Annotated in this window: 26 protein-coding genes and 4 tRNA genes; 28 read left to right on the top strand and 2 right to left on the bottom strand. The window is 71.9% G+C overall.

The genetic code is table 11. The features are described 5' to 3' along the window. Nucleotides 1-194: 194 nt before the first annotated feature. The 8 genes from ACSNN7_RS14905 to ACSNN7_RS14870 all read left to right on the top strand — a co-directional run bounded on the left by ACSNN7_RS14905 (nucleotide 195) and on the right by ACSNN7_RS14870 (nucleotide 9144). Nucleotides 195-785, top strand: a complete 591-nt coding sequence (locus tag ACSNN7_RS14905; protein ID WP_436681355.1) for a NuoI/complex I 23 kDa subunit family protein — start codon at nucleotides 195-197, stop codon at nucleotides 783-785. After that, complete coding sequence (locus tag ACSNN7_RS14900; RefSeq protein ID WP_334449534.1) at nucleotides 785-1306, top strand: NADH-quinone oxidoreductase subunit J family protein; 522 nt, start codon at nucleotides 785-787, stop codon at nucleotides 1304-1306. The genes ACSNN7_RS14905 and ACSNN7_RS14900 overlap by 1 nt, the downstream gene beginning before the upstream one ends. Next, complete coding sequence (gene nuoK, locus ACSNN7_RS14895) at nucleotides 1303-1629, top strand: NADH-quinone oxidoreductase subunit NuoK (protein WP_436681354.1); 327 nt, start codon at nucleotides 1303-1305, stop codon at nucleotides 1627-1629. The genes ACSNN7_RS14900 and nuoK overlap by 4 nt, the downstream gene beginning before the upstream one ends. Next, entirely contained in the window at nucleotides 1626-3551 is a 1926-nt protein-coding gene (locus ACSNN7_RS14890; RefSeq protein ID WP_436681353.1) for an NADH-quinone oxidoreductase subunit 5 family protein, read from the top strand. The genes nuoK and ACSNN7_RS14890 overlap by 4 nt, the downstream gene beginning before the upstream one ends. Beyond that, nucleotides 3548-5050 (top strand): complex I subunit 4 family protein, encoded by a 1503-nt coding sequence (locus ACSNN7_RS14885; RefSeq protein WP_436681352.1) that lies wholly within the window; start codon nucleotides 3548-3550, stop codon nucleotides 5048-5050. Before ACSNN7_RS14890 ends, ACSNN7_RS14885 begins: the two co-directional genes overlap by 4 nt. Nucleotides 5051-5105: 55 nt before the next feature. After that, nucleotides 5106-6599, top strand: a complete 1494-nt coding sequence (locus ACSNN7_RS14880; protein WP_436681351.1) for an NADH-quinone oxidoreductase subunit N — start codon at nucleotides 5106-5108, stop codon at nucleotides 6597-6599. Between the two features lie 269 nt (nucleotides 6600-6868). Further along, entirely contained in the window at nucleotides 6869-7747 is an 879-nt protein-coding gene (gene htpX / locus ACSNN7_RS14875; protein ID WP_436681349.1) for a zinc metalloprotease HtpX, read from the top strand. A gap of 137 nt (nucleotides 7748-7884) precedes the next feature. Beyond that, a complete protein-coding gene (locus ACSNN7_RS14870) occupies nucleotides 7885-9144 on the top strand; it encodes an MFS transporter (protein WP_436681348.1) in 1260 nt (419 codons plus the stop codon). Between the two features lie 193 nt (nucleotides 9145-9337). Here the strand turns inward: ACSNN7_RS14870 and ACSNN7_RS14865 are convergent, their stop codons facing one another. Then, the gene (locus ACSNN7_RS14865; RefSeq protein WP_334449518.1) at nucleotides 9338-9832 is read right to left on the bottom strand and encodes a YajQ family cyclic di-GMP-binding protein; all 495 of its coding nucleotides are present in this window, start codon (nucleotides 9830-9832) and stop codon (nucleotides 9338-9340) included. A 148-nt stretch (nucleotides 9833-9980) separates the two neighbouring features. Here ACSNN7_RS14865 and ACSNN7_RS14860 point away from each other — a divergent pair. Further along, nucleotides 9981-10064, top strand: a tRNA-Tyr gene (locus ACSNN7_RS14860). 64 nt (nucleotides 10065-10128) lie between these two features. On the opposite strand, the gene ACSNN7_RS14855 is transcribed toward ACSNN7_RS14860, so the two are convergent. After that, the gene (locus tag ACSNN7_RS14855) at nucleotides 10129-10683 is read right to left on the bottom strand and encodes a TetR/AcrR family transcriptional regulator (protein ID WP_436681346.1); all 555 of its coding nucleotides are present in this window, start codon (nucleotides 10681-10683) and stop codon (nucleotides 10129-10131) included. Between the two features lie 75 nt (nucleotides 10684-10758). On the opposite strand from ACSNN7_RS14855, the gene ACSNN7_RS14850 reads away from it, so the two are divergent. The 19 genes from ACSNN7_RS14850 (at nucleotide 10759) to rpoB (ending at nucleotide 26389) form a co-directional block, all read left to right on the top strand. Then, on the top strand, nucleotides 10759-11244 hold the full coding sequence (locus ACSNN7_RS14850; RefSeq protein ID WP_436681345.1) for an FBP domain-containing protein: 486 nt from the start codon (nucleotides 10759-10761) through the stop codon (nucleotides 11242-11244). Between the two features lie 50 nt (nucleotides 11245-11294). Next, nucleotides 11295-11582, top strand: a complete 288-nt coding sequence (locus ACSNN7_RS14845) for a DUF1905 domain-containing protein (RefSeq protein ID WP_436681344.1) — start codon at nucleotides 11295-11297, stop codon at nucleotides 11580-11582. 573 nt (nucleotides 11583-12155) lie between these two features. Further along, a complete protein-coding gene (locus ACSNN7_RS14840; RefSeq protein WP_436681343.1) occupies nucleotides 12156-12302 on the top strand; it encodes a hypothetical protein in 147 nt (48 codons plus the stop codon). A 90-nt stretch (nucleotides 12303-12392) separates the two neighbouring features. Then, nucleotides 12393-14939: a putative bifunctional diguanylate cyclase/phosphodiesterase gene (locus ACSNN7_RS14835; RefSeq protein ID WP_436681342.1), complete on the top strand. Its 2547-nt coding sequence runs from the start codon at nucleotides 12393-12395 to the stop codon at nucleotides 14937-14939. Between the two features lie 96 nt (nucleotides 14940-15035). Then, nucleotides 15036-15108: transfer RNA gene (locus tag ACSNN7_RS14830), tRNA-Thr, on the top strand. A 26-nt stretch (nucleotides 15109-15134) separates the two neighbouring features. After that, nucleotides 15135-15207 (top strand) — tRNA-Met (locus ACSNN7_RS14825). 133 nt (nucleotides 15208-15340) lie between these two features. Then, a complete protein-coding gene (gene rpmG, locus ACSNN7_RS14820) occupies nucleotides 15341-15508 on the top strand; it encodes a 50S ribosomal protein L33 (protein WP_007073056.1) in 168 nt (55 codons plus the stop codon). Between the two features lie 123 nt (nucleotides 15509-15631). Next, on the top strand, nucleotides 15632-16078 hold the full coding sequence (locus tag ACSNN7_RS14815; RefSeq protein WP_436681341.1) for an FAS1-like dehydratase domain-containing protein: 447 nt from the start codon (nucleotides 15632-15634) through the stop codon (nucleotides 16076-16078). Nucleotide 16079: 1 nt separating this feature from the next. After that, entirely contained in the window at nucleotides 16080-16472 is a 393-nt protein-coding gene (locus tag ACSNN7_RS14810; RefSeq protein WP_436681340.1) for a MaoC family dehydratase, read from the top strand. Between the two features lie 127 nt (nucleotides 16473-16599). Next, nucleotides 16600-16672: transfer RNA gene (locus ACSNN7_RS14805), tRNA-Trp, on the top strand. A 213-nt stretch (nucleotides 16673-16885) separates the two neighbouring features. Further along, the gene (secE, locus tag ACSNN7_RS14800; RefSeq protein ID WP_436681339.1) at nucleotides 16886-17290 is read left to right on the top strand and encodes a preprotein translocase subunit SecE; all 405 of its coding nucleotides are present in this window, start codon (nucleotides 16886-16888) and stop codon (nucleotides 17288-17290) included. 38 nt (nucleotides 17291-17328) lie between these two features. After that, nucleotides 17329-18051, top strand: a complete 723-nt coding sequence (gene nusG / locus ACSNN7_RS14795) for a transcription termination/antitermination protein NusG (RefSeq protein ID WP_436681338.1) — start codon at nucleotides 17329-17331, stop codon at nucleotides 18049-18051. 195 nt (nucleotides 18052-18246) lie between these two features. Beyond that, nucleotides 18247-18678, top strand: coding sequence for a 50S ribosomal protein L11 (rplK, locus tag ACSNN7_RS14790; RefSeq protein WP_132230892.1), 432 nt, complete (start codon nucleotides 18247-18249; stop codon nucleotides 18676-18678). A gap of 84 nt (nucleotides 18679-18762) precedes the next feature. Next, the gene (gene rplA / locus ACSNN7_RS14785) at nucleotides 18763-19479 is read left to right on the top strand and encodes a 50S ribosomal protein L1 (RefSeq protein WP_436681336.1); all 717 of its coding nucleotides are present in this window, start codon (nucleotides 18763-18765) and stop codon (nucleotides 19477-19479) included. Between the two features lie 79 nt (nucleotides 19480-19558). Next, nucleotides 19559-20374, top strand: a complete 816-nt coding sequence (locus ACSNN7_RS14780; protein WP_436681335.1) for an ABC transporter ATP-binding protein — start codon at nucleotides 19559-19561, stop codon at nucleotides 20372-20374. Beyond that, on the top strand, nucleotides 20371-21060 hold the full coding sequence (locus ACSNN7_RS14775) for a hypothetical protein (RefSeq protein WP_436681334.1): 690 nt from the start codon (nucleotides 20371-20373) through the stop codon (nucleotides 21058-21060). Before ACSNN7_RS14780 ends, ACSNN7_RS14775 begins: the two co-directional genes overlap by 4 nt. Before the next feature lie 333 nt (nucleotides 21061-21393). Then, a complete protein-coding gene (gene rplJ / locus ACSNN7_RS14770) occupies nucleotides 21394-21939 on the top strand; it encodes a 50S ribosomal protein L10 (RefSeq protein WP_396720428.1) in 546 nt (181 codons plus the stop codon). Between the two features lie 54 nt (nucleotides 21940-21993). Beyond that, on the top strand, nucleotides 21994-22383 hold the full coding sequence (rplL, locus tag ACSNN7_RS14765) for a 50S ribosomal protein L7/L12 (RefSeq protein ID WP_436681332.1): 390 nt from the start codon (nucleotides 21994-21996) through the stop codon (nucleotides 22381-22383). A gap of 574 nt (nucleotides 22384-22957) precedes the next feature. Next, nucleotides 22958-26389, top strand: coding sequence for a DNA-directed RNA polymerase subunit beta (gene rpoB / locus ACSNN7_RS14760; protein ID WP_436681331.1), 3432 nt, complete (start codon nucleotides 22958-22960; stop codon nucleotides 26387-26389). Nucleotides 26390-26431 lie beyond the last annotated feature (42 nt).

Raw genomic sequence — 26431 nt, 5'->3', positions numbered from 1 at the left:
CCGCGGTCGTCGACGGGTCGTTCCCGCTGCGTCGTTCTCCCCGGCGTCACGGTAGCGCCGCCAACAGCCGGGTGGCGCTCGCGCGCGCCGGGGGCACAGGGCAGGATGAGCGTCATGAGCGAGCGCAGCGAGCGAACCAGCCGGCTCAGCGCGAAGGCGCCGCACGGCGTCGCTGAGCGAAGCGAGGCGACGGCGTGAGCGAGCGCAGCGGCCTGCCCGGCGAAGGGCTGGTGAAGGGGCTGGCGGTCACGCTGAAGACGATGACCCGCCGGTCGACCACCCAGCAGTACCCGGACGTCGCCCCCGAGCTGCCGCCCCGCTCCCGGGGTGTGATCGCGCTGCTGGCGGAGAACTGCACGGTCTGCATGCTCTGCGCCCGGGAGTGCCCGGACTGGTGCATCTACATCGACTCCCACAAGGAGGAGGTGGCGGTGGCCGGCGCCGCCCGCCCCCGCCAGCGCAACGTGCTCGACAAGTTCGACATCGACTTCTCGCTCTGCATGTACTGCGGCATCTGCGTCGAGGTCTGCCCGTTCGACGCGCTCTACTGGTCGCCTGAGTTCGAGTACGCCGAGTACGACATCAAGGACCTGCTGCACGACAAGGACCACCTCGGCCAGTGGATGGCGACGGTTCCGCCGCCGCCCGCGCACGACCACAACGGCGAGCCGGCCAAGGAGGAGTCCACCGCCGCACGCAAGGCCGCGGCCCCGACCAGCTCCGCCGCCCGCCCCACCGTGGTACGCCCCGAGCCCGGCCCCGCCGCCGACGGGGGTACGCCCTGATGACCGGCGCGGACGTGCTGCTGCTCGCCCTGGGCGCGGTGGCGGTCGGGGCGGGCGCGCTCGTGGTGGGCACGAAGCACCTCGTCCGGGCCGGCCTCTACCTGGTGCTCTGCCTCGGCGCGCTGGCCGGGGACTACCTGGTGCTCACCGCCGAGCTGGTGGCCTGGGTGCAGGTGCTGATCTACGTCGGCGCGGTGGTGGTGCTGCTGCTGTTCGCGGTGATGCTGACCCGCGCCCCGATCGGCGCCTCCGACGACCTGGACCGGCCGGGCTGGCCGGCCGCCCTGATCGGCGGGGGCGCGGGCCTGGGCCTGGCCGTGCTGCTGGTCGACGCGTTCCGCTGGTCCCGGGTGGAGCTGCCGGCGGCGGGCACCGCCGAGCGCCTGGGTGAGCAGGTCTTCCGCACCTGGGTGCTGCCGTTCGAGGTGCTCTCGGTGCTGCTGCTGGCCGCCCTGGTCGGCGCGATCGTGCTCTCCCGCCCCGACATCGGCCGCCGCCCCGACGAGGGCGGTCGCCGGTGAGGCCGGTCATCCCGTACGTCACCGCCGCGCTGCTGTTCGGCCTCGGCGTCTACGGCGTGCTGCGCCGCCGCAACGCGGTGCTGGTGCTGATGGCGGTCGAGCTGATGCTCAACGCGGTCAACCTGATCCTGGTCACCGCCGACACCACCGCGAAGGCCGCGCTGCCGCACGGCGGGCAGGTCTTCGCGCTCTTCGTGATCGTGCTGGCCGCCGCCGAGATCGGCGTCGGGCTGGCCATCGTGCTCCAGCTCTACCGGCTGCGGGCCAGCGTCGCGGTGGACGAGGTGCCGCTCGCCGAGGCCCCGACGGAGGTACCGCGGTGACCGGTCTGCTCGGGGCCGCGCTGCCGGCCGTACCCCTGGTGGCGGGCCTGACCGGCCTGCTGCTGCCACCGTCGCCGCGCGGCGCGACCACCGGGGAGGACCGGGCCCGGCGGGTCGCGATCGGCCTCGGGGTGGCCGGCGCGGCCGGGGCGCTGCTGATCGCACTGCTCCTGCTGGCCCGGGTCGGCGACCCGGTCGAGACCTCCGCCACCTGGATCGACCTGGGCGGCCTGCGGGTCACCCTCGGCGTCCGGCTGGACGGCACCGCCGCCCTGGTCGCGGTGGCCGTGGCGGCGGTGGCCCTGGCCGTGCAGGTCTACTCCACCGCGTACCTGAAGCGGGGCCCGCACGACGACGTCGAGGTCGACCACCGCTATCCGCCCTACGCGGCCCAGATCAGCCTCTTCACCGCGGCGATGCTGCTGGTGGTGGTCGCCGGTGACCTGGTCCTGCTGCTGGTCGGCTGGGAGGTGATGGGCCTCTGCTCCTACCTGCTGATCGCCCACGACCGGCGGCTGCCCGAGGCGCCGGCCGCCGCGATGAAGGCGTTCCTGGTCACCCGGGTGGGTGACGTCGGCTTCCTGCTCGGCATCGCGCTGCTCGGCGTCTCGGCGGGCAGCTTCCGGATCGCCGACGTGCTCGCCCACGACCACGCCACCGGCACGCTCACCGCCGCCTGCCTGCTGCTGCTCGCCGGGGTGGCCGGCAAGAGCGCCCAGTTCCCGCTGCACACCTGGCTGCCCGACGCGATGGCCGGTCCCACCCCGATCTCCGCGCTGATCCACGCCGCCACCATGGTCGCCGCCGGCGTCTACGCGGTGGCCCGGCTCTTCCCGCTCTTCGCGGCCGTCCCGACCGCGCTGGCCGTGCTCGGGGTGATGGCCTCGATCACCCTGCTGCTCGGCGCGTTCGCGGCGACCGCGCAGGACGACCTCAAGCGGGTGCTCGCCTGGTCGACGGTCTCCCAGATCGGCTACATGACCGGTGCGCTCGCCGTCGGCGCGCCGGCCGCCGCCCTGTTCCACCTGCTCACCCACGCCGCCTTCAAGGCGCTGCTCTTCCTCGCCGCCGGCGCGGTCATCCACGCCGTCGGCACCACGCTGATGTCCCGGATGGGTGGGCTGCGCCGGGACATGCCGGTGACCTTCTGGTGCACGCTGATCGGTCTCGGTGCGCTGGCCGGGGTGCCGCCGCTCTCCGGTTTCTGGAGCAAGGACGGCGTGCTCGCCGTCGCCGAGGCCGCCGCGCTGGACGGCGCCGGTCCCGCCCCGGCCTGGGTCGGCTGGCTGGTCTGGCTGACCGGGCTGCTCGGCGTGGTGGTCACCGCCTGGTACGCCACCCGCCTGCTGCTGCGCACCTTCCTCGGCGAACCCCGGATGCCGCTGCTGCACCCGCACGACCCGCCGGCCGCGATGCGCTGGCCGGTGCTGCTGCTGGCGGTGCCGGCCGCGCTGCTCGGGCCGGCCGCCTTCCTGCCCCCGTTCGCCGATCGGCTGCTCGCCCCGGCGAACGGCGTCGAAGCCGACGTCGAGCTGGTCCACCTCGGCCTGGCGCTGCTGCTGCCGACCGTGCTGCTGCTGGCCGGCGCCGGGCTGGCCTGGGCCGGCTGGCGCCGGGACCGGGCCGCCGACCCGGCCCGCGCGCTGGGTCCGCTGCGGCCGGTCTTCGCCCGGGCGTTCCGGCTCGACGACGTCCAGCACGCCCTGGTCGTACGCCCGGCGAGCGCGCTCGCCCGGGTCGCGCGTACCGGTGACGAGGTGGTGGTGGACGGCCTGGTGGAGGGGAGCGGCCGGGGTGCGTCCGGCCTCGGCGGCGCGCTGGGCGCGCTGCACCGGGCGGCGCTGCCCCGCGCGGCGGCGGCGGTGCTCGCCGGCGCGCTGCTGATCGGGGTCGCCGCCGTCCTGATCGGAGGGGCGGCATGACGCTCGGAGAGTTCCTGCTGGTCGGGGTGCTGGCCGTGCCGGCGGTCGGCGCGGTCCTGGTGGCTGCGACGCCCCGGGACCGGGCGGCCCGGCTGGTCGGCACGGCGGTCGCCGCGCTGACCCTGGTGGGCGCGGTGCTGCTGGTGCTCGGCGACCACGGCTGGTCCGGCTACGGAGCGGCGCCGGCCGTGCAGCCCTGGCACCGCCTCGACCTGCCCTGGGTGCCCGGCCTGGACCTGCGCTTCCACCTCGGCGTCGACGGGATCTCCTGGCCGCTGGTGGTGCTGACCGCCCTGCTCACCCTGCTCTGCTGCGGTTACACCCTCCGGCGGGTGCCGGACGGCGGGAGCGGGCGGGCGCTGGTGGCGCTGCTGCTGGTGGTCGAGGTGGGCATCCTCGGCACCTTCCTCGCCCTGGACCTGGTGCTCTTCTTCGCGTTCTTCGAGGTCGTCCTGCTTCCCATGTACGCGATCATCGCGGGCTGGGGCGGCGCGGACCGGCGCCGGGCGGCGCGGAAGTTCGCCCTCTACACGCTCTTCGGCTCAGTGCTGCTGCTGGTCGGCGTCTACGTGGTGGTGGCCGCCGCGGGCACCGCCGACATCCTCGCGCTCACCGGCGGGGCCGGGCTGTCCCGGGGTACCCAGCTCGCCGCGTTCACCCTGCTGGGGCTCGCCTTCGCGGTGAAGGCCCCGCTCTGGCCGCTGCACTCCTGGCTGCCCGACGCGCACACCCAGGCGCCCACCGTCGGCAGCGTGATCCTCGCCGGGGTGCTGCTCAAGATGGGTACGTACGGCCTGATCCGGGTCGCGGTCGGGGTCGCTCCCGAGGGCGCCCGCTGGGCCGCCCCGGTGCTCGGCGTGCTCGCCGTCGCGGCCATCCTGATCGGGTCGCTGGTCTGCCTGGCGCAGGACGAGCTGAAGCGGCTGATCGCGTACTCCAGCGTCGGGCACATGGGCTTCGTGCTGCTCGGGGTGGCCACGCTGACCACCACCGGCATCCAGGCGGCCCTGATCGGCAACATCGCGCACGGGGTGATCACCGGCCTGCTCTTCTTCCTCGCCGGGGCGGTCAAGGACCGTACGCACACCGGCGCGCTCGCCGAGCTGTCCGGGCTGCGGGAGACCGCGCCCCGGCTGGCCGGGCTGCTCGGCTTCGCCGCGGTGGCCTCGCTCGGCCTGCCGGGGCTGGCCGGCTTCTGGGGTGAGGCGTTCGCCGTGTTCGCCGCCGTCGGGCGGGGCGGGCCGTTCTGGACCACCCTGGCCGTGCTGGCCGCGGTCGGCGGGGCGCTCACCGCCGCGTACTTCCTGCGGCTGCTGCGGCAGGTCACCCACGGGCGGCCCAGCCCGGCGGTGGGCCGGCTCACGCCGGGGCTGGCCGGGGCGGAGCTGACCGCCTGGGCGCCGCTGGTGCTGCTCGCCCTCGCGGTCGGTCTGGCGCCCACCCTCGTGCTCGGCCTCGCCACCGGCCCGGTGGACGCCCTGGTCGGAGTGCTCCGGTGAGCGCGTCGCCGCGGGTCGGCGGCGACCCGGTCAGCGGGCGGCGGGAGGAGACGGCATGAGTCTCGTACAGAGCGTGGACAACGTGGCGCTGCTGCCGGCGTACCTGGCTGCCGGCACCGCCGTACTCGTGCTCCTGGCCGACCTGCTGGTGGCCCGGCGCGGCGCGACGGTGGCCGTGGCCGCGGTGGGCGCCGTCGCCACCGCCGTCGGCGCGGCGCTGGTCGGCGCGGGACAGACCCGGCGGACGTTCTGCGTCGGCGCCGACTGCTCCTGGGTCCTGGACGGCCGGGCGGCGCTGGTGGCCGCCGTCTTCGCCCTGCTCACCCTCGGGGTGCTGGGGCTCTCCGGGCCGCTGCTGTCCGACGGGCCGACGCCGCCGGGGGAGTACTGCTTCCTGCTCGCCTGCTCGATGACCGGCGGCGTGGTGCTCGGCGCCGCCGGCGACCTGATCACCCTGATCGTCGCCCTGGAGACGCTCACCCTGCCGCTCTACGTGCTGGTCGGGTTGCGCCGGGGCAGCCTGGCCAGCGCCGAGGCGGCGGTCACCTTCTTCGTGGTCAGCGTGGTCGCGACCACCCTGACCCTGCTCGGCGCGGCGCTGCTCTACGCGACCACCGGCGGGCTGCACCTGGACCGGCTCGGCGCGATCCTCGGCGACCGCCCCGAGCTGCTCGACCTGCCGCTGACCACTGCCGCCGTCGCGCTGGTGGTGCTCGGGCTGGCCTTCAAGGTCGCGGCGGTGCCCTTCCACGCCTGGGCGCCGGCCACCTACGACGGCGCGCCGCTGCCGGTGGCGGCGTACCTCTCCACCGCCTCCAAGCTCGGCGGGGTCGTCGCCCTGCTCGCCGTGGTGCAGCGCGCGCTGCCGGCCGACGTGACCGGCCCGGTGCTCGCCCTGCTCGCCGTGGCGACCATGACGGTCGGCAACCTGGTGGCGCTGCGCCAGCGGCGTACGGTCCGGCTGCTCGCCTGGTCGTCGGTGGCCCAGGCCGGCTACATCCTGGCCCCGCTGGGCGCGTTGGCGCTGGCCGCCGGGCGCACCGGCGAGGCCCGGTCGGCCGCGTACGCCGCCGCGGTCGCGTACGCGGTCTTCTTCGTCCTGCTGGAGCTGGCCGCCTTCGCGGCGCTGGTGGCGCTGCGTCCGGCCGGCGCGGACGGCGGCACGGTCGACGACCTGCGCGGCGCGGCCCGCCGGCATCCGTGGGTGGCGGCGGCCCTCGCGCTGGCGCTGATCGGCCTGGCTGGTCTGCCGCCGGGCCTGGCCGGGCTCTTCGCCAAGGTCACCGTGGTCCGGTCGCTGCTGACCGGCGGCGCGGGCTGGCTGGCCCTGGTGGTGGCGGTGAACGCGGTGATCGGGCTCGCCTACTACCTGCGCCTCGCCGCCACCCTCTACGCCGGCGACAGCCGGGACGCCGGAATGGCGGTCTCCGGCGAGCGGGAGGCCGCCCGGCCGGCCTGGACGGTCGCGGCGGCGCTGGGCCTCGCCACCGCCGCCGCCGTGGTGGTCGGCTTCGCCCCGCAGCTCGTCCTCGACCTCGCCGCCCGCTGACCCCTTCGCCCTCGCTCCGGTCCCGCCTGCCCGAAACGCCCCCGCGCGGCCCCTTCGTGCCCGGCGCTGCCGCTCCGCTTTGCGGCGTGTCGGGGTGTCCCCGTCGTGGGAGGCCCCGACTCGCCGCAAACCGGGGGGCCAAAGGCGCTGCCAGCGGGCCCTCAGCGACCTCCAGCCAACTCTCAGTCATGAGCAGGATGGTTGACGGGTACCGGTGACGTTGGACCGGTCAGCGGGTCCCGCGTGGCCCGCGCACCGAAGGAGCGATCGTGCATCACAACCGTTTGAAGACCGCAGCGCTGCTCGGCCTGTTGACCTCGCTGATCCTCGCGGTCGGCTACTGGTTCGGCGGCAGCGCCGGCCTCGTCATCGCCGTCGTCGTCTCGTTGCTGATGAACGGCGTGAGCTACTTCTACTCCGACAAGCTCGCGCTGCGCTCGATGCGGGCACAACCGGTCAGCGAGGCGGAATTCCCCGAGCTGTACCGGATGGTCCGCGAGCTGGCCACCGAGGCGCGCCAGCCGATGCCTCGGCTCTACATCAGCCCGACCTCGCAGCCCAACGCGTTCGCGACCGGGCGTAACCCGGCCCACGCGGCGGTCTGCGTCACCCGGGGGATCACCGAGATCCTGGACTACCGCGAGCTGCGCGGGGTGATCGGTCACGAGCTGTCGCACGTCTACAACCGGGACATCCTCATCTCCAGCGTCGCGGCCGGCCTGGCCGGCATCGTCACCGCGCTGGCCAACATCGCCTGGTTCATCCCGCTCGGCGGGGGCGACGACGAGGACGCCCCGAACCCGGCCGTGCTGCTGCTCACCCTGATCCTCGGCCCGATCGCGGCCACCGTGATCCAGCTGGCGATCAGCCGGAGCCGGGAGTTCCAGGCCGACGCCTCCGGCGCCGAGCTCACCCGGGACCCGCTGGCGCTGGCCAGCGCCCTGAAGAAGATCCACATGGGTACCCAGAGCCGTCCGCTGCCCGCGCAGGGCCAGCTGACCAGCACCGCCCACCTGATGATCGACAACCCGTTCAAGCGGGGCGGCGGCATCGCCGCGCTCTTCTCCACCCACCCCCGGATGGAGGAGCGGGTCGCCCGGCTGGAGCAGCTGGCCGTCAGCAGCGGCCCGGTCCAGTTCGAGCGCTGACGTACGACACCTGCGCCCGCGTCCGGTCCGCCGGACGCGGGCGCAGTCGTGTCCGAGGGCACTAATCGTTTCCCCCGCGCGGCAGCCGACGTTAGGGTCGAAACGTCTCCCACCCGTTACACCCATGGAGGTCGACCGTGGCCGCACTGCGCCAGTACCTGGGCGTCTGGCGGATCCCCGGCGCGCCGATGCTGCTGATCTTCGGCATCGTCGGGCGGCTCGGGATCGGCATGACGCCACTGGCGTTGCTGCTGGTGGTCGAGCAGGTGACCGGGCGATACTCGCTCGCCGCGGTCGCCGGGGGCGTCTACGCCCTCTCCGGTGCCGCGCTCAGCCCCGTCGCCGGCCGGATCGCCGACCGGATCGGCCCCACCCCGGTGCTGCTGGCGACCGCCGTCGCCCACCCGTTCGCCCTGTTCGGGCTGCTCTGGGCGAGCCGGTCGGAGGCCGGCGGCCTCGGCCTGATCTACCTGGCGGCCGGGGTGGCCGGTGCGACGTACCCGCCGCTGACCGCCGCGATCCGGGGCGCCTGGAACGACCTCACCGGCCCCAGCTCCGGGCGGTACCACCTGCGCAACACCGCCCTGGCCGCCGAGACCTCGCTCTTCGAGGTCGTCTTCGTGCTCGGCCCGCTGCTGGTGGCCGGCTTCGTGCTGGTCGCAGATGCCGCCGCCGCCCTGATCGGCGCCGCCCTGGTGACCCTGGTCGGCACCGCCGCGGTGGCGCTCGGGCGGGTCATGCGCGGCTGGCGGCCGCACCCCCGGGAGCACCACGCCAAGGGTCTCGGCCCGCTGCGGGTGGGCGGCTTCCCCGCGCTGCTGGTCTGCGTCGCCAGCCTCGGCATCGCGTTCGGCGCGGCCGGGGTGATCGTGCCGGCCTTCGCCGGCAACCAGCCCACCGGTGACCCGGAGAGCCTCGCCGGTGTCCTGCTCGCGGTCTGGGGCGTCGGCAGCGCCGCCGGGGGCTTCTGGTTCGGCGTACGCAAGCCGTCGGCGAACATGACCCGGCAGTTCGCCTGGCTGCTCGCCGCGGTGGCCGGCAGCTTCGCCGTCTTCGCGGTGATGCCCACCCCGGTGGCGCTGGGCGTCGCGCTGGTCGTCGGCGGAGCCACCATCGCGCCGGCGCTCACCCTGGAGAACACCCTGGTCGGGCGGATCGCCCCGAGCGGCATGCTGAACGAGGCGTACACCTGGGTGGTGACCATGTCGGTGGCGGCGAGCGCCGCCGGTGGCGCGGTGGCCGGGCTGATCGTCGACCACGCCGGCGGCGTGCCGTGGGCGTTCCTCTTCGCGGGGGCCGCCGTCGCCGTCGGGGCCGCGGTGGCCGCGCTCCCCGCCGGGCCGATCGCCCGGGCCGAGGCGACCGCGGTACGCGCCGAGCAGCCCAGCCTGGTCTGACCGGCAGCCCGACCCGGAAACGCAGTCGCGGCCGTTCCCTGCGGGGAACGCCCGCGCTGGTCTGCATCCCGTCGATCGGGGTACAGCGTCCGTATGTTCTTCTTCTTCTCGAACCGGGTGGGCTGCCTCGGCTCCCTGCTGATCAGCGTGATCCTGACCGTGGTGCTGCTGTTGATCTTCGCGAGCTGAGTGTTTACCTGTAGTTGGTGAACTGCAGGGCCACCCCGAAGTCCTCGCCCTTGAGCAGCGCGATGACGGCTTGGAGGTCGTCCTTCTTCTTGCCGGTGACCCGGAGCTGGTCGCCCTGGATCTGGGCCTGGACGCCCTTCGGGCCCTCCTCGCGGATCTTCTTGCTGATCGCCTTGGCCTTGTCCGAGTCGATGCCCTGGATGACCTTGCAGTCGATCTTGAACACCTTGCCCGAGGACCGGGGGTCGCCGGCGTCCAGGGACTTCAGCGAGATGTTCCGCTTGACCAGCTTCTCCTTGAAGACGTCCAGCGCGGCGCTGACCCGCTCCTCGGTCTCCGCCTGGAGGCTGATCGCCTCCTCGCCCGACCAGGAGATCTCCGCACCGGTGCCGCGGAAGTCGAACCGCTGCGCGAGCTCCTTCTCCGCCTGGCGGAGGGCGTTGTCGACCTCCTGACGGTCGACCTTGCTCACGATGTCGAACGACGGGTTCGCTGCCATGATCATGCTCCTGCTGTCCGGCGGTCTGTCACGTACCGTCGCCCGCTGACCAGCGGCACGACCCCCTGACCGTACCCGGTTGCGACCTCCCCGGGGGCAACCGCTATCCTTGGCTCCGCTGCCGCGCGCGAGTGCGGTGGTACGCCCTGGCGGGTTGCCCGAGCGGCCAATGGGAGCGGACTGTAAATCCGTCGCGAAAGCTACAGAGGTTCGAATCCTCTACCCGCCACCAGGCAGCGATAAGGCCTCTGATCTGCGGAAACGCACATCAGAGGCCTTCTTCGTCCAGCGACGTCTCACTGCGGCGGCCAGTTTCTGAGCAGGGCGTCGAGGGCGTCCAAAGCCCTGGACCACGAGGCGTCCATGCTGCGCGGATGGTGGCGGAATCCGCCGGTCCGCTCCAGGGAGACGTACCCGTGGAACGTGCTGTGCAGCATCCGCACCGCGTCCGTCTGGTCGGGCTCGGAGAGCTGGTAGCCGCGCAGGATCGCCCGCGTCATCTCCGCATGCCGGCCGCCCGCGCCGGCGGCCGCCGTCTCCGGGTCCAGGTCCTGCTGCATCGCGGCGTACCGGCCCGGATGCTGTTTCGCGTAGTCGCGGTAGGCGTTGGCGAACGCGACCAGGGCATCCTTTCCCGCGCGGCCGGCGAGCGCGTCGGCGACCCGGTCGGCGAGCTCGGCCAGGGCCAGCAGCGCCACCTTGATCCGTAGGTCCTGCGCGTTCTTGATGTGGAAGTAGAGGCTCGCGTCCTTGACGCCGAAGCGGCGCGCCAGCGCCGAGACGGTCACGTTCTCGAAGCCGACCTCGTCGGCCAGTTCCGCCGCCGCCAGGGTCAGGCGTTCGGCAGTCACCCCCGCACGTGCCATGTGTTCAGCTCCACACCTAGATGTTTCGTTTATTTACCTAATGCCATTAGGCTGGTGCCTATGACACCGCCCACCGAGTCTGCCATCCGCGCTGCCTTCGTCAACTGCACCAAGGGTGAGGCGAAGCGTCTGCCGGTGCCCAGGGATCTGGGCGAGCGACCCTGGGCAAACCTCGACTTCCTCGGGTGGCGGGACCCGTCCGCCGGGGATCGGGCCTATCTGGTCGCCGGGTCCGACACGGGGCTCGTCGGCGTGGCGCTGCGGGTGGCACCCCAGACCGGGCGCGTCCGGCGCAGCATGTGTTCGCTCTGTCTGACGACGCACACCGGTGACGGCGTCTCGTTGATGACCGCGCGCAAGGCCGGGCGGGACGGGCGGCAGGGCAACTCGGTGGGCGTCTACATCTGCACCGACCTGGCGTGCTCGCTCTACCTGCGCGGGAAGAAGGACGCCGGCCGGCGCCTCGACGAGTCGATCAGCCTGGCCGAGAAGATCGAGCGGATGACCGTCAGCCTCTCCGCCTTCTTGCGCAAGGTGGTCGGGTAACCGCTCGGCAGGTACGCCCAACCCCGGGGGCGCGCTCCTATCCTGATCCGATGGAGCTGGAGTTCAGCGGCGACGTGTGGTTCTGGAAGGGGCCGGCGCCCTGGCACTTCGTCACCGTCCCGGAAGAGGACTGCCAGGAGTTGACCGCCACGGCGGCGTCGGTGAGCTATGGCTGGGGCATGGTGCCGGTGACGGCCCGGATCGGGCGGACCCGGTGGACGACGTCGCTGTTCCCCAAGGACGGGCGGTACGTGGTGCCCGTGAAGGCGAGCGTGCGCGAGGCCGAGGGGCTCCGGGTCGGCGACACGGTCACCGTCAACCTGCTGGTCGCCCGCTGATCCGCCCCGGTGGCGACGCGACCGGTCCGAGCGCGACTGACCAGCGGAAACGTCCGCCGTCGGCCCTCGGCGCCGCCGTCGCCGTCCGGTGGTGAGCGTATTCACGTCACTGACTGTCGGATAGGGGCTGGCGCTTCGGCGTCGGGTGGAGCATTCTGACGGTCGTGGATGTGTCGGCGATCGGTTGTCGGGGGAAGCGCCGATCGCTCGGATCCCTGCCCGGTTGCGGCCCGGTCTCCGGCCGACCGCACCGGCGAGCCCCGGTTTCCCGGCGGCTCATCCGGACGTACCACCGCCCCCGTCGCTTCTGACCGGATCTTCGGACTGGTCGGCCGTCGGGGCAAAGGTCCTACTCGCGTTGGACGAGGGGAATCGCGGCTAAAGACGGAAGACGCGTCATCTGTGCGCTGCTCAGAGCCGCGAGCCGCCCCGTCTGGTGACTTGTCGCCGACCGTCCGAACCGGCCGGTACGGCCCACGCCGATCGGCCGTCCGTCCGCTTTGCGGGCCGACCCGCTTGTGGCACGATCGTGGAATCTTCACCTCCGACAACCCTGCCGACAGGAGCACGCGAATGTCTGGTCGAAGGCTGGCCCGGCGGGTCAGCGTGTTGCTCATGCTTCTCGCCCTCGCCGCTGGTTTCGGTACGGGGCTGATCGGTGACGGGATCGGTGAGCTGCGGGCCATCGACTACGTGTGGACGGCGCCGCCGGCCAACTAACTCTGTCAGCAGCCGCCCCGTCGGGGCGCTGCCGACGGTGCGGTGGCACCATCCGTCCACGGCTCCGGCCAGTGACCGATGAGGAGTGTTATGGCCGACCGTCGGTCGTCCTCGGCAGGAGCGGCGTCCCCTCGGCGGCCTGCCGAGCACGCCTGGCTGGTCACCGGCCCGCTGACCCTGGTCGCTGTCGTCTTCTCCACCGCGATCGGCCTGGCCACGCCGCACCCCTTCGGCTCATGGAGCCTCGCCGGCGTGCTGCTCACCGTCATGGTGGTGGCGGGCCTGCCGATGCTCAACTTCGTGATCGGCCGGCAGTCCTTCGGGGTACGGCTCACCGAGATACCGCTGGTCCTGGCGTTCTACTTCCTGCCACCGCTGATGGTGGTGCTGGCGTACACGCTGGCCACCCTGCTCACCCACCTGCGCTACCGCTTCGGGGTCGCCAAGCTCGCATTCAACGTGGCCAACGCCTCCGCGGCGGCGTCCCTCGCCGCGCTGGTGCTGCTGGCGCTGCCGCCGATCCGCGGGGTGGGCCCCGGCACCTGGGGCGTGCTCTTCGCCTCGGTCAGCACCTTCACGCTGGCCACCCTGGTCGGCGTGGCCGGGGTCATCACGGTGATGCACGGCTGGCAGGCCGGGGCCGGGGTGCTGCGGAACCAGCTGCCGCCCCTGCTGACCCAGACGATCAACGTGGTGGTCGGCCTGGTGGTGCTCATCGCGCTGGTCACCACCTGGTGGTCGGCGGTCCTCATCGCCGCACTGGCGGGCGCCGCCGTGATGGTCTACCGCTCCTACGCCCAGTTCTTCCGCCAGCACCGCACGCTCGGCGACATGTACGACCTGACCAAGGCGATGACCGCGGAGGGGCAGAGCGGCAACCTGGTCGACGTGCTGCTCGGCCGGATCCGGGCGCTCATGCAGGCCGAGTACGCCACCCTCTGGCTGCCCGCCCAGGGCCGGCACCCGGAGGTCATGCTGACCGCCCGGGTGGACGACTCGGGTCTGCTCGACGTCGCGCCCACGCCCGAGGTGATCCGGGAGGAGACCCGGCGGCAGCAGCGCAGCCTGGCGCTCGGCGTACGGCTCGGCGGGGACGAGCAGCTGCGTGCGTCGTTGCGCACGACCGGCGTCAAGGACGTCATCGCCGTGCCGCTGCGCTCCGGGCAGGCCGTCATCGGCACCCTGGAGGTGGCCAACCGGCTCAGCGACGTCGGCCACTTCACCGCCAGCGACATCCCCATCTTCGAGACCGTCGCCGCGCACGCCGCGGTCGCCCTGGAGAACTCCCGCCTGGTCGACCGGCTGCGGCACGACGCGTACCACGACGCGCTCACCAAGCTGCCCAACCGCCGCCGGATCAGCGGCGCCCTCGACGAGGCGGTCAAGATCCGCGCGCCGGGCGAGGTGGTGGCGGTACTGCTCTTCGACGTGGACGGCCTGCGCCAGGTCAACGAGTCGCTCGGCCACGCCGCGGGCGACAAGGTCCTGGTCGAGGTGGCCGAGCGGCTGCGCGCCTGCGCACCCTCCTCGGCGCTGGTGGGCCGGGCCGGCGGGGACGAGTTTCTGGTCACCCTCCGGCTGGAGAACGCCGAGGCGGCGCTGGAGCTCGCCGCCCAGCTGCGCGAGCAGATCCGCGACGAGATGGTCTTCGACGCGCTCACCCTGGACGTGGACACCGCGGTCGGGGTGGCCGTCCACCCGGACCACGGCAGCGACGCCGCCTCGCTGCTGCAACGGGTCGACCTGGCCGCGACGGCGGCCAAGTCGGTCCCGGGCAGCGTGCAGCTGTTCAACCCGGCGCTGGAGTCCCGGTCGCTGCGCCGGCTCGGGCTCGCCGGGGACCTGCGCCGGGCGCTCGACGAGGGCGGGCTGGAGGTCTACTTCCAGCCGAAGGTGACGCTGCGGGACCGCCGGCTGGTCGGCGTGGAGTGCCTGGCCCGGTGGGAGCACCCGACCCACGGGACGGTCAGCCCGGAGGACTTCGTCGCGGTGGCGGAGCACACCGGCCAGCTGGACCGGCTCACCGAGGTGGTGCTGCGGGAGGGGCTGCGGCGCAGCCGGGACTGGAGCCACACCGGCCAGCCGCTCGCCGTCGCGGTCAACCTCGCCGCCCGTACGCTGACCGACCAGCACTTCCCGGACCGGGTACGCGAGCTGCTGACCGAGTACGGCGTGCCGCCGCAGCGGCTCACCTTCGAGATCCGCGAGTCCGGGGTGCTGGACGGCACCGACCGCCCGATCCCGACCCTGCGCCGCCTGCGGGACCTGGGCGTACGGCTCTCGGTGGACGACTTCGGCACGGGTGACTCCTCGCTGGCGCACCTGCGCCGCCTGCCGGTGCACGAGGTCAAGGTCGACCGCTCCTTCGTGCAGGGCATGGCGACCGATCCGGGGGACCTGGCGATCGTCAACGCGGTGGTCACGCTCTCCCAGCAGTTCGGTCTCGCCGTGGTGGCCGAGGGCGTGGAGAGCGAGCTGACCCTGGAACTGCTCCAGGACATCGGCTGCGAGATCGGCCAGGGCTTCCTGTTCAGCCGGCCCCTGCCGTACGAGCGCCTGGAGGCCTGGTTCGGTGCCCAGGTGGATCCGGAGACGATCTCCGCCGGCGAGTCGCCGAGGCTGCGGGTTGTGCCCTGACCTGCGGAAACGCGGTGCAGGGGGATCCGATTTCACCTCGGCGGCGAGGTCATGTACTGTTACCCCTGCGCGACGCCCTCCGGGGTGATCGGGCAGGCCCCCTTAGCTCAGTCGGCAGAGCGTCTCCATGGTAAGGAGAAGGTCTACGGTTCGATTCCGTAAGGGGGCTCAGAGGGTCCGGCTGGACCCGCCTGCGGCGGTGTAGCTCAGATGGCAGAGCAAGCGGCTCATAATCGCTGTGTCGCCGGTTCAAGTCCGGCCACCGCTACTCTCGTCCTCCGGGCCTGGCTCCCGGCGGCCGGTGGGACGGGCGCCACAGGGCGCCCACTTTGCATGTCCGCGCATCGACCGCGTAGGCTGATGCGTCGTAGTTGATACCCCAGCGAGGAAGGCACTCCGCCGTGGCGAAGGCGACCGATGTCCGGCCGAAGATCACTTTGGCGTGTGTGGAGTGCAAGGAGCGCAACTACATCACGCGCAAGAACCGTCGTAACGACCCGGACCGCATCGAGCTGAAGAAGTTCTGCCCCCGGGACGGTCGGCACACCGTTCACCGCGAGACCCGCTGACCTGCGGCCGGCACTGCCGGCCCGGTCCCCGGACACCCGAACGCCGATCCGCACGGATGGCGCGGCCCTGTGCCGCCCTCCCGTACGGATCGGCGTTCGTGCGTTCCGTGTAGGTTCGGCGGCATGTCTCTGGACCCGTCCTTCGTCGGCCGGACCTATCCGCCGACCGCCCCCTACCAGGTGGGCCGAGAAAAGATCCGCGAGTTCGCCAGCGCCATCGGCGCCACCGACCCGGCCCACCACGATCCGGAGGCGGCCCGGGCGCTGGGCCACCCGGACGTGGTCGCCCCGCCGACCTTCCCCTTCGTGATCACGATGGCGGCGAGCCGCCAGATCGTCGAGGACCCGGCGCTGGGCGTCGACTACAGCCGGGTGGTGCACGGCGACCAGCGCTTCGCGTACACCCGGCCGGTGGTGGCCGGTGACGAGCTGGTCTGCGTGAACACCATCGAGGAGGTCACCAGCCGGGGCGGGCACGGCTTCCTGACCACCCGCACCGATGTGAGCACCGTCGCCGGCGAGCCGGTGGTCGCGGTCTGGTCCAAGCTCGTCGTACGCGGGGAGGGCTGACATGGAGCTGCCGACGCAGACGTTCCGGATCACCCGGGCGGACCTGGTCCGCTACGCGGGCGCCTCCGGCGACTTCAACCCGATCCACTGGAACGACCGGACCGCCACCAAGGTGGGCCTGCCCGGGGTGATCGCCCACGGGATGTTCACCATGGCGCTGGTCGGCCGGGCCGTCACCACCTGGGCCGGCGCACCCGACGCGGTGGTCGACTTCGGCGTCCGGTTCACCCGGCCGGTGGTGGTCCCGGACGACGACCAGGGCACCGAGATCGAGGTCAACGCGGTGGTCCGGGAGGTCACCGAGGCGGGCCTGACCAGGCTCGACGTGACGGCCACCTGCCTGGGGGAGAAGGTCCTCTCGCAGGCCCGGGCGACCGTCCGGACCCCGCGCTGACCGCTGTCCGGCACGTCATGGGCGGTACCGGTTGGGAAAGTCGGGGCACTACCCGTACACTGGTCCGCCGTGGGGCAAGTGACTCCTGCCCGGCCCTCGTGGCCGAGCGGGGCGAGCGTTGCCGCACAGGGGTGTAGCTCAATTGGCAGAGCAGCGGTCTCCAAAACCGCAGGCTGCAGGTTCAAGTCCTGTCACCCCTGCGCCTCAGGCCTGACCGTTCCCGTGGGTCGCGCCGCCGAACGGCGGCGTCCGGCCCGTGGTGGTGGCATCGGCGGGGTGGTTCCGAGGCATCGGGTCCCCTTCGTCCGGTCCGCCGGCCGCGGCCCGTCGCGGGACGGCTGGTCCGGCCGGCGTGAGCACACGCCGCGTACGCCCATGAGGCGTACGACCGACATCCCGCGACGGAGGGCGAAGTGGCCGAGAGCAAGCGGCGCGGCGAGGACGCCGGCGACGAGGGTCAGCGCGACGAGCGCGACGAGCTCGTCGACGACGTGACTGCCGACGACGACGCCACCGGCGCGGACGAGCCGGTTTCCCGAGGCGGCACGGCGACCCGCGCGCGGGCCCGGGCCGGTTCGGCCGACAGCAAGCCGAAGACCCGCACCGACTCCGACCGGGTCGGACTGTTCGCCCGCATCGCGCGTTTCTTCCGCGAGGTGGTCGCCGAACTGCGTAAGGTCATCTGGCCGACCCGCAAGGAGCTGTTGACCTACACGGCCGTGGTGGTGACGTTCGTCGCGGTGGTGCTGACGATCGTCGCCCTTCTCGACTTCGGGTTCGCGAAGGGCGTGCTGTGGGTCTTCGGCAACCCCAGCTGACCGGCCGACTGAGCCGATAGTGACGGAAGTGAGCGAGCGTGCCTGAGTACGACGAGACCGCCGAAACCACGGACGACCAGTCCACGGTGGCGACGGCGGCCAGTGACGAGTCGGTCGAGGCCGCCAGCGAGCCGGAATTCCCGACCACCGAGCCGGCCCCGGAGGAGGACTACGACCCGGTCGCCGAGCTGCGCCAGAAGCTGCGCTACGCCCCGGGTGACTGGTACGTGGTGCACTCGTACGCCGGCTACGAGAACAAGGTCAAGACCAACCTCGAGACCCGGATCACCTCCCTCGACATGGAGGAGTTCATCTACCAGGTCGAGGTGCCGACCCGGGAAGAGGTCGAGGTCAAGAACGGCAAGCGGTCGCAGGTCCAGGCCAAGGTCTTCCCGGGCTACATCCTGGTCCGGATGGAGCTGACCGCCGAGTCGTACTCCTGCGTGCGCAACACGCCGGGGGTCACCGGCTTCGTCGGTGCGACCGACCGGGCCGACCGGCCGGCGCCGCTGAGCCTCGACGAGGTGCTCAAGTGGCTGGCCCCGGCGGTCGAGACCGAGCAGAAGAAGGCCAAGCCCGAGATCAAGGTCCTCGACTTCGAGGTCGGCGACTCGGTCACCGTCACCGATGGCGCGTTCGCCTCGCTGCCGGCGACGATCAGCGAGATCAACGCCGACCAGCAGAAGCTCAAGGTGCTGGTGTCGATCTTCGGCCGGGAGACTCCGGTCGAGCTGAACTTCAACCAGGTCGCCAAGATCTGACGTCCGGGTCGCCGGCGGTGGGCGTTCGCCCGCCGCCGGCGTACCCGTTTCCGCCCCTCCGCCGGACCTCGACGGACCTCGACGGACGGGGCGGAGCAACGCTGCGCTACCCTAGAACGTCGCCGCTGTCGCATCGCGCTGACCGTGCGCGCCCGCGGCCGGCACCTTTCCCAGTTCCAAGCCCCAGGAAGTGACATGCCTCCGAAGAAGAAGCTCGTCAAGACGTTCACGCTTCAGCTGAAGGCGGGCCAGGCCACGCCGGCGCCGCCGGTGGGCCCCGCGCTCGGTCAGCACGGCGTGAACATCATGGAGTTCTGCAAGTCCTACAACGCGCAGACCGAGTCCCAGCGGGGCGACATCGTCCCCGCCGAGATCAGCGTGTACGAGGACCGGTCCTTCACCTTCGTGCTGAAGACCCCGCCCGCCGCCCGGCTGCTGCTCAAGGCCGCCGGCGTGGAGAAGGGCTCGGGCGTCCCGCAGAAGGACAAGGTCGGCTCCGTGTCGCAGGCCCAGGTGCGTGAGATCGCCGAGAAGAAGATGGTCGACCTCAACGCCAACGACATCGACCAGGCTGCGAAGATCATCGCCGGCACCGCCCGGTCGATGGGCATCGTCGTCAACGACTGACGTCGGCTCAGCACCCACCCGATCAGTTCGTGGGAGGGCACGCGACGACCGCGGGCCCGCCAGAGACCACAGGAGTAACCAGAAATGCAGCGCAGCAAGAGCTACCGCAAGGCCGCCGACGTCATCGACCGGTCGAAGCTCTACACCCCCGCCGAGGCCGTGAAGCTGGCCAAGGAGACCACCAACGTCAAGTTCGACGCCACGGTCGAGGTCGCGATGCGCCTCGGCGTCGACCCCCGCAAGGCGGACCAGATGGTCCGCGGCACGGTCAACCTGCCGCACGGCACCGGTAAGACCGCCCGCGTGATCGTGTTCGCCGCCGGCGCGAAGGCCGAGGAGGCCGCCGCCGCCGGTGCCGACGAGGTGGGCACGGACGAGCTCGTCGCCCGGATCCAGGGCGGCTGGCTGGACTTCGACGCCGCGATCGCCACCCCCGACCAGATGGCCAAGATCGGCCGGATCGCGCGGATCCTGGGCCCGCGCGGCCTGATGCCGAACCCGAAGACGGGCACGGTGACCATGGACGTCACCAAGGCCGTCCAGGACATCAAGGGCGGCAAGATCACCTTCCGGGTGGACAAGCACTCCAACCTGCACCTGATCATCGGCAAGTCCTCGTTCTCCGAGGCCCAGCTGGTGGACAACTACGCCGCCGTCCTCGACGAGGTGCTCCGCGCCAAGCCGTCGGCGGCCAAGGGCACGTACCTCAAGAAGGTCACCCTCACCACCACCATGGGCCCGGGCGTCCCGGTCGACCCGAAGCTGGTGAAGAACCTGCACGAGGCTCCGGCCGAGAGCTGAGCACGACCCGCGCAGGGGCCCCGCCACGAACTCGTGGCGGGGCCCCTGCCGTTCGTCCGGCTGTGGCAGGCTCGCGGGCATGCGGCTGGAGGACGTCTGGCTCCGGTACCACCGGCGCGGCCCGTGGGTGCTGCGGGCGGCACAGGCCCGGATCGCCCCGGGTGAGGTGGCGCTCGTGCTCGGCCGCAACGGCGCGGGCAAGTCCACCCTGCTCCAGGTCGCGGCCGGGGTGCTCCGGCCGGGCCGGGGCCGGGTCGCCGACCGGCCCCGCCACGTGGGCTGGGTCCCCGAGCGGTTCCCCGCCGACCAGCCCTTCACCGTGGCGGGCTACCTGACCGCGATGGGCCGGGTGGCCGGGCTGTCCCGACCGGGGGCGGTGCGGGAGGCCGACCGGTGGACCGAGCGGCTGGGCCTGACCCGGTTCCGGGGCGTGAAGCTGCCCGAGCTGTCCAAGGGCACCGCGCAGAAGGTCGGCCTGGCCCAGGCGATGCTCCGGCGGCCCGGTCTGCTGGTGCTGGACGAGCCCTGGGAGGGCCTGGACGCCGCCGCCCGTGACCTGGTCCCCGCCCTGGTCGACGAGGTGCTGGCGGCCGGCGGGTCGGTGCTGGTCAGCGACCACCGGGGGGAGACCGTCCGGCTGCCGGGCGCCCGCCGCTGGACGGTCGCCGACGGCGTGGTGACCGAGGAGACGTCCGCCGGGACGGAACCGATGGCGGTGGTCGAGCTCGCCGTGCCGGCCGCGCGGGTGGCCGGCGCCGTCGCCCGGTTGCGCGCCGAGGGCCACCAGATCCTGCGGGTACGCCCCGACGCCGTCCCGCCCGGCGCCGGGTCGCCGGAGCAAACGGCGGGACAGGGCGCCGGATCGGACGGCCCGGGGCGGGAGGTGTCCCGGTGATCGCGCTGGTGCGGCTGCGGCTGGCCGGCTTCCTGCGTACCGGGCGGGCGCTGGCGCCGCTGCTGGCCGGCCTGCTCGCGCTCGGCGTCCTGTACGGCGGCGGCCGGGCCCAGCCGGCGGAGGCGTACGGCGTCTCCGCGGTGGTGCTCTTCCCGGTGCTGGCCTGGCAGACCAGGATCCTGCTCGACGTGGAGCCCGACGTGCAGCGCCGGCTCGCCCTGGTGCTCGTCGGCCCGGCCCGGGAGCGTGCCGCCGGTCTGCTGGCGGCGACCGTGGCCGCGCTCGGCACGGTGCTGATCGCGATGATCTTCCCGTGGCTGGTCGGCGGGGTGACCGGCCCGGTGGGGCCGGGGGACCGCTCACTGGTGGCGGGTCTCGCCCTCGGGCTCTGGGCGCACCTGCTCGCCCTGCCCGCGGCGGTGGCGCTCGGTGCCCTGGCCAGCCGCGCGGTGACCGGCAGCGCCGGGTACGGCGTCGCGGTGCTGGCCCTGGGCGCGGTCGGCGCTCTGGTGCTCGGCCTGAGCGGCTCGGTGGCGCCCTGGCTTGCCCCGTCGGTGATGGCGACCGCCCGCGCGCTGACCGGCCCGCTCGCCATCTCGACGGCGCTCCTGCTCAGCGCGGGTGCGCTGGCCTGGGCCGCGGTGGCCCTGGCCGGTTACGCCTGGCGGCGTCGGGCCCGCCCGTGAGCGAGGGTCGGCCGCCGGGGGTGACCGGGCGCACGTGGGGGCGATTTGGTGCCCACGGTCCGGTGGCGTAACCTGATGACGAAGTTCCACCCAGAGACCGCTGGTCACCGTGCTCCGGCACGGTCGAAGGTCCCGCGATGACGGGCGACCCGCGCAGGGCGGCAAGCGAAAATCGGCTCTTCCCGTGGTCCGCCGACCATGGTGACCGTGCCGGCCCTCGCCCCGTGCGCCCTGCGCCGGGGCTTTTCTCGTTGTCGTGATCCTCCGCCGCCGTCCGAAGGCCTTTCCGGCCTGCCGACGGCGACCAGCCTCGAGCAACGAGAGAGGAGGGACATGGCGGACAAGCCGATCCGGGCCGACAAGGCCACGGCCGTCGCTGAGCTGACCGAGAGCTTCCGTAACGCGGGAGCCGCGGTGCTCACCGAATACCGTGGTCTGACGGTTTCCCAGCTCACCCAGCTGCGGCGCTCGCTCGGCAAGGAGACCACCTACACGGTCGCGAAGAACACGCTGGCCAAGCGTGCCGCGACCGAGGCGGGCATCTCCGGCCTCGACGAGCTGTTCACCGGTCCTACCGCGCTGACTTTCGTTTCGGGCGACGTCGTCGAGGCGGCGAAGGGGCTTCGCGACTTCGCGAAGGCCAACCCGAAGCTCGTCATCAAGGGCGGTGTCTTCGAGGGCAAGGCCATTACCGCGGCCGAGGTCACGAAGCTCGCCGACCTGGAGTCCCGTGAGGTGCTGCTGGCCAAGCTGGCCGGCGCCATGAAGGGCAACCTGAGCAAGGCCGCGGCCCTGTTCCAGGCTCCGCTCTCCAAGACCGCCCGTCTGGCGGCCGCCCTGCAGGACAAGCGCGAGAAGGAGGGCGCCGAGGCGGCCTGAGGCCCCCCGGCGCACCCAGTTCTTACCTAACAGATTCAGGAAAGGACGCCAGACATGGCGAAGCTCAGCACCGACGAGCTGCTCGACGCGTTCAAGGAGATGACGCTGATCGAGCTCTCCGAGTTCGTGAAGCAGTTCGAGGAGACCTTCGAGGTCACCGCCGCGGCCCCGGCCGCGATGATGGTGGCCGGCCCGGGTGGCGGCGCCGCCGCCGCCGAGGCCGAGCCGGAGAAGGACGAGTTCGACGTCGTCCTCGAGGGTGACGGTGGCAAGAAGATCCAGGTCATCAAGGTCGTGCGCGAGCTGACCGGCCTGGGCCTCAAGGAGGCCAAGGACGCGGTCGAGTCCGCGCCGAAGGCCATCCTGGAGAAGGTCAACAAGGAGACCGCCGAGAAGGCCAAGGCCAAGCTCGAGGGCGAGGGCGCCAAGGTCACCCTCAAGTAATTGAGGTACGACCAGGCGCGCGTCCGGCTCACGTGAGCCGGGGCACACCGCATCGCGGCGGGCGGTGATCCGGGAACGGATCACCCCCCGCTGTGGTTGGTGGCTACCGGTGGCAGCGGCGTGAGCAGGACGTCCGACGCCCGGCGTACGGCGCCTCCACGGTGTCCGGTGGTAGTCCTGGAGTGGGAAAGACGGCGGCGACCCGAGAGCGGCCCTTGACGCGGCACCGGACTCCCAGGCACGCTGACACCAGCAAGACCTTCCGCGCTTGCGACGGCCACCACTTGGGTAATGGCAGCGGCAGCACCGCCGGCTGCGAGACCTGAGCGGCCCGCAGGGACGACGCGTTCCGAGCGGCCCGGTAGACCCGGTTCTCAGGGGTCCCGAGGCACGTTCCGCGACGACCTGCGGGGTGGGCTGGACAGCGGTTAGCCTCTCGGCTACACTGCTAGTTTGCGCTGCCTTCCGACTTGACCCCTGCTCGGAAATGTCCGTTTACGGATATTTCTGGTGGGGTCATTGGAGTGCACGCGTACCAGCCGTTCTGCAGCACCGGTCCTCGGAAGGACGCATCTTGGCAGCTTCCCGCCCTGCGAAGACCAGTCGTACGTCGAGCGCTTTCGCTCCCCGCCGAGTTTCTTTCGGCAGGATCACCGAACACCTCGAGGTCCCCAACCTCCTCGCCATTCAGAACGAGTCCTTCGACTGGCTCGTCGGCAACGAGGCTTGGCAGGGCCGGTCGGCGGACGACCCGCACGCACGCTCGGGTCTCGCGGAGATCCTCGACGAGATCAGTCCCATTGAGGACTTCTCCGGCACCATGTCGCTCTCCTTCTCGGCTCCGCGCTTCGACGAGGTCAAGGCCTCGATCGAGGAGTGCAAGGAGAAGGACCTGACCTACTGCGCGCCGCTGTTCGTGACCGCGGAGTTCACCAACAACACCACTGGCGAGATCAAGAGCCAGACGGTGTTCATGGGTGACTTCCCGATGATGACGCCGAAGGGCACCTTCATCATCAACGGCACCGAGCGCGTCGTGGTCAGCCAGCTCGTCCGGTCCCCGGGCGTCTACTTCGACAAGCAGCCGGACAAGACCTCCGACCGCGACCTCTCCAGCGTCAAGGTCATCCCGAGCCGGGGTGCCTGGCTGGAGTTCGACATCGACAAGCGCGACACGGTCGGCGTCCGCATCGACCGCAAGCGTCGGCAGGCCGTCACGGTCCTGCTCAAGGCCATCGGATGGTCCGCCGAGCAGATCCGCGAGCGGTTCGGCTGGTCCGAGCTGATGATGACCACGCTCGAGAAGGACCACATCGCCGGCCAGGACGAGGCGCTGCTCGACATCTACCGGAAGCTCCGCCCTGGCGAGCCGCCGACCCGTGAGAACGCCCAGACCCTGCTCGACAACCTCTTCTTCAACCCGAAGCGGTACGACGTCGCCAAGGTCGGTCGTTACAAGTTCAACAAGAAGCTCGAGGTGGACGTCCCGATCACCACGGGCACGCTCACCGAGGACGACATCGTCGCCACCGTGGAGTACCTCTGCCGGCTGCACGCCGGTGAGGACGGCTACGAGGCCGACGACATCGACCACTTCGGCAACCGGCGCCTGCGTACGGTCGGCGAGCTGATCCAGAACCAGGTTCGGGTCGGCCTGTCCCGCATGGAGCGGGTCGTCCGCGAGCGGATGACCACCCAGGACGTCGAGGCGATCACGCCGCAGACCCTGATCAACATCCGCCCGGTGGTGGCGGCGATCAAGGAGTTCTTCGGTACGTCGCAGCTGTCCCAGTTCATGGACCAGACCAACCCGCTGGCGGGCCTGACCCACCGGCGCCGGCTGAGCGCGCTCGGCCCGGGTGGTCTGTCCCGGGAGCGGGCCGGCTTCGAGGTCCGTGACGTGCACCCGTCCCACTACGGCCGGATGTGCCCGATCGAGACGCCGGAAGGCCCGAACATCGGCCTGATCGGCGCGCTCTCCACCTTCGCCCGGGTCAACCCGTTCGGCTTCATCGAGACGCCCTACCGGAAGGTCGTCGAGGGTCGGGTCACCGACCAGATCGACTACCTGACCGCGGACGAGGAGGACCGGTACGTCAAGGCGCAGGCCAACGCTCCGCTGAAGGCGGACGGCACCTTCGCCGAGGATCGCGTCCTGGTCCGTCGTAAGGGTGGCGAGACCGAGGACGTCGCGCCGGGCGCCGTGGACTACATGGACGTCTCGCCGCGGCAGATGACCTCCGTCGCGACCGCGATGATCCCGTTCCTCGAGCACGACGACGCCAACCGGGCACTGATGGGCGCGAACATGCAGCGCCAGGCGGTGCCGCTGGTCAAGGCGGAGTCGCCGCTGGTCGGCACCGGCATGGAGTACCGGGCCGCCGTGGACGCCGGTGACGTGGTCGTCGCCGAGGTCGGCGGTGTCATCGAGGACCTCTGCGCCGACTACATCACCATCCACCAGGACGACGGCCACCGCCGGACGTACCTGCTGCACAAGTTCCGCCGCTCCAACGCCGGCTCCTGCGTCAACCAGAAGCCGGTCGTCTTCGAGGGCGACCGCGTCGAGGCCGGCCAGGTCATCGCCGACGGTCCGTGCACCGACGAGGGCGAGATGGCGCTCGGGCGCAACCTGCTCGTGGCGTTCATGACCTGGGAGGGCCACAACTACGAGGACGCGATCATCCTGTCGCAGCGCCTCGTGCAGCAGGACGTGCTCACCTCGATCCACATCGAGGAGCACGAGGTCGACGCCCGGGACACCAAGCTCGGCCCGGAGGAGATCACCCGCGACATCCCGAACGTCAGCGAGGAGATGCTCGCCGACCTCGACGAGCGCGGCATCATCCGGATCGGCGCCGAGGTCGTCCCCGGCGACATCCTGGTCGGCAAGGTCACGCCCAAGGGCGAGACCGAGCTGACCCCGGAGGAGCGGCTGCTCCGCGCGATCTTCGGTGAGAAGGCGCGTGAGGTCCGGGACACCTCCCTGAAGGTGCCGCACGGCGAGACCGGCACGGTCATCGGTGTGCGTACCTTCTCCCGCGAGGACGGCGACGAGCTGCCGCCGGGCGTCAACGAGCTGGTCCGGGTCTACGTCGCCCAGAAGCGCAAGATCCAGGACGGTGACAAGCTCGCCGGCCGGCACGGCAACAAGGGCGTCATCTCCAAGATCCTGCCGATCGAGGACATGCCGTTCCTGGAGGACGGCACCCCGGTCGACATCGTGCTCAACCCGCTGGGTGTGCCCTCCCGGATGAACATCGGCCAGGTCCTGGAGACCCACCTCGGGTGGGTGGCCAAGACCGGTTGGAGCGTCGAGGGCGACGACGCCGAGTGGAAGCGTCAGCTCCGCTCGATCGACGCCCACGAGTCCGAGCCGGACACCAACGTGGCCACGCCGGTCTTCGACGGTGCCCGCGAGGAGGAGATCTCCGGTCTGCTCTCGTCGACCCTGCCCAACCGGGACGGCAAGCAGCTGATCGGTTCCTCCGGCAAGGCGCAGCTGTTCGACGGTCGCTCCGGCGAGCCGCTGCCGGACCCGATCGCGGTCGGCTACATCTACATCCTGAAGCTCAACCACCTGGTCGACGACAAGATCCACGCCCGGTCGACCGGCCCGTACTCGATGATCACGCAGCAGCCGCTGGGTGGTAAGGCGCAGTTCGGTGGTCAGCGCTTCGGTGAGATGGAGTGCTGGGCCATGCAGGCGTACGGCGCCGCCTACGCCCTGCAGGAACTGCTGACCATCAAGTCCGACGACGTCCTGGGCCGCGTGAAGGTCTACGAGGCGATCGTCAAGGGCGAGAACATCCCCGAGCCGGGCATCCCGGAGTCGTTCAAGGTGCTGCTCAAGGAGCTGCAGTCGCTGTGCCTCAACGTCGAGGTGCTCTCCAGCGACGGTGTGGCCCTGGAGATGCGCGAGACCGACGACGAGGTGTTCCGGGCGGCGGAGGAGCTGGGCATCGACCTGTCCCGGCGCGAGCCGAGCTCGGTCGAAGAGGTCTGAGGTGAGCGGTGGGGGGGGGGGGGGGGGGGGGGGGGGGGGGGG

Origin of the sequence: Micromonospora sp. URMC 105 (genome assembly GCF_051386295.1) — a bacterium.
Taxonomy (GTDB): Bacteria; Actinomycetota; Actinomycetes; order Mycobacteriales; family Micromonosporaceae; genus Micromonospora.
This window is presented reverse-complemented; position numbering and strand designations above follow the sequence as displayed.

Excerpts from the sequence above, each read along its gene's own strand:
- ACSNN7_RS14845 (WP_436681344.1), top strand. The coding sequence starts at position 11,295 with ATGGAGCTGGAGTTCAGCGGCGACGTGTGGTTCTGGAAGGGGCCGGCG.
- rplA (WP_436681336.1), top strand. The coding sequence starts at position 18,763 with ATGCAGCGCAGCAAGAGCTACCGCAAGGCCGCCGACGTCATCGACCGG.
- ACSNN7_RS14780 (WP_436681335.1), top strand. The coding sequence starts at position 19,559 with ATGCGGCTGGAGGACGTCTGGCTCCGGTACCACCGGCGCGGCCCGTGG.
- ACSNN7_RS14885 (WP_436681352.1), top strand. The coding sequence starts at position 3,548 with ATGACGCTCGGAGAGTTCCTGCTGGTCGGGGTGCTGGCCGTGCCGGCG.
- ACSNN7_RS14900 (WP_334449534.1), top strand. The coding sequence starts at position 785 with ATGACCGGCGCGGACGTGCTGCTGCTCGCCCTGGGCGCGGTGGCGGTC.
- rplL (WP_436681332.1), top strand. The coding sequence starts at position 21,994 with ATGGCGAAGCTCAGCACCGACGAGCTGCTCGACGCGTTCAAGGAGATG.
- rplK (WP_132230892.1), top strand. The coding sequence starts at position 18,247 with ATGCCTCCGAAGAAGAAGCTCGTCAAGACGTTCACGCTTCAGCTGAAG.
- ACSNN7_RS14865 (WP_334449518.1), bottom strand. The coding sequence starts at position 9,832 with ATGGCAGCGAACCCGTCGTTCGACATCGTGAGCAAGGTCGACCGTCAG.
- ACSNN7_RS14810 (WP_436681340.1), top strand. The coding sequence starts at position 16,080 with ATGGAGCTGCCGACGCAGACGTTCCGGATCACCCGGGCGGACCTGGTC.
- ACSNN7_RS14880 (WP_436681351.1), top strand. The coding sequence starts at position 5,106 with ATGAGTCTCGTACAGAGCGTGGACAACGTGGCGCTGCTGCCGGCGTAC.
- ACSNN7_RS14835 (WP_436681342.1), top strand. The coding sequence starts at position 12,393 with ATGGCCGACCGTCGGTCGTCCTCGGCAGGAGCGGCGTCCCCTCGGCGG.
- ACSNN7_RS14850 (WP_436681345.1), top strand. The coding sequence starts at position 10,759 with ATGACACCGCCCACCGAGTCTGCCATCCGCGCTGCCTTCGTCAACTGC.
- ACSNN7_RS14815 (WP_436681341.1), top strand. The coding sequence starts at position 15,632 with ATGTCTCTGGACCCGTCCTTCGTCGGCCGGACCTATCCGCCGACCGCC.
- ACSNN7_RS14840 (WP_436681343.1), top strand. The coding sequence starts at position 12,156 with ATGTCTGGTCGAAGGCTGGCCCGGCGGGTCAGCGTGTTGCTCATGCTT.
- rplJ (WP_396720428.1), top strand. The coding sequence starts at position 21,394 with ATGGCGGACAAGCCGATCCGGGCCGACAAGGCCACGGCCGTCGCTGAG.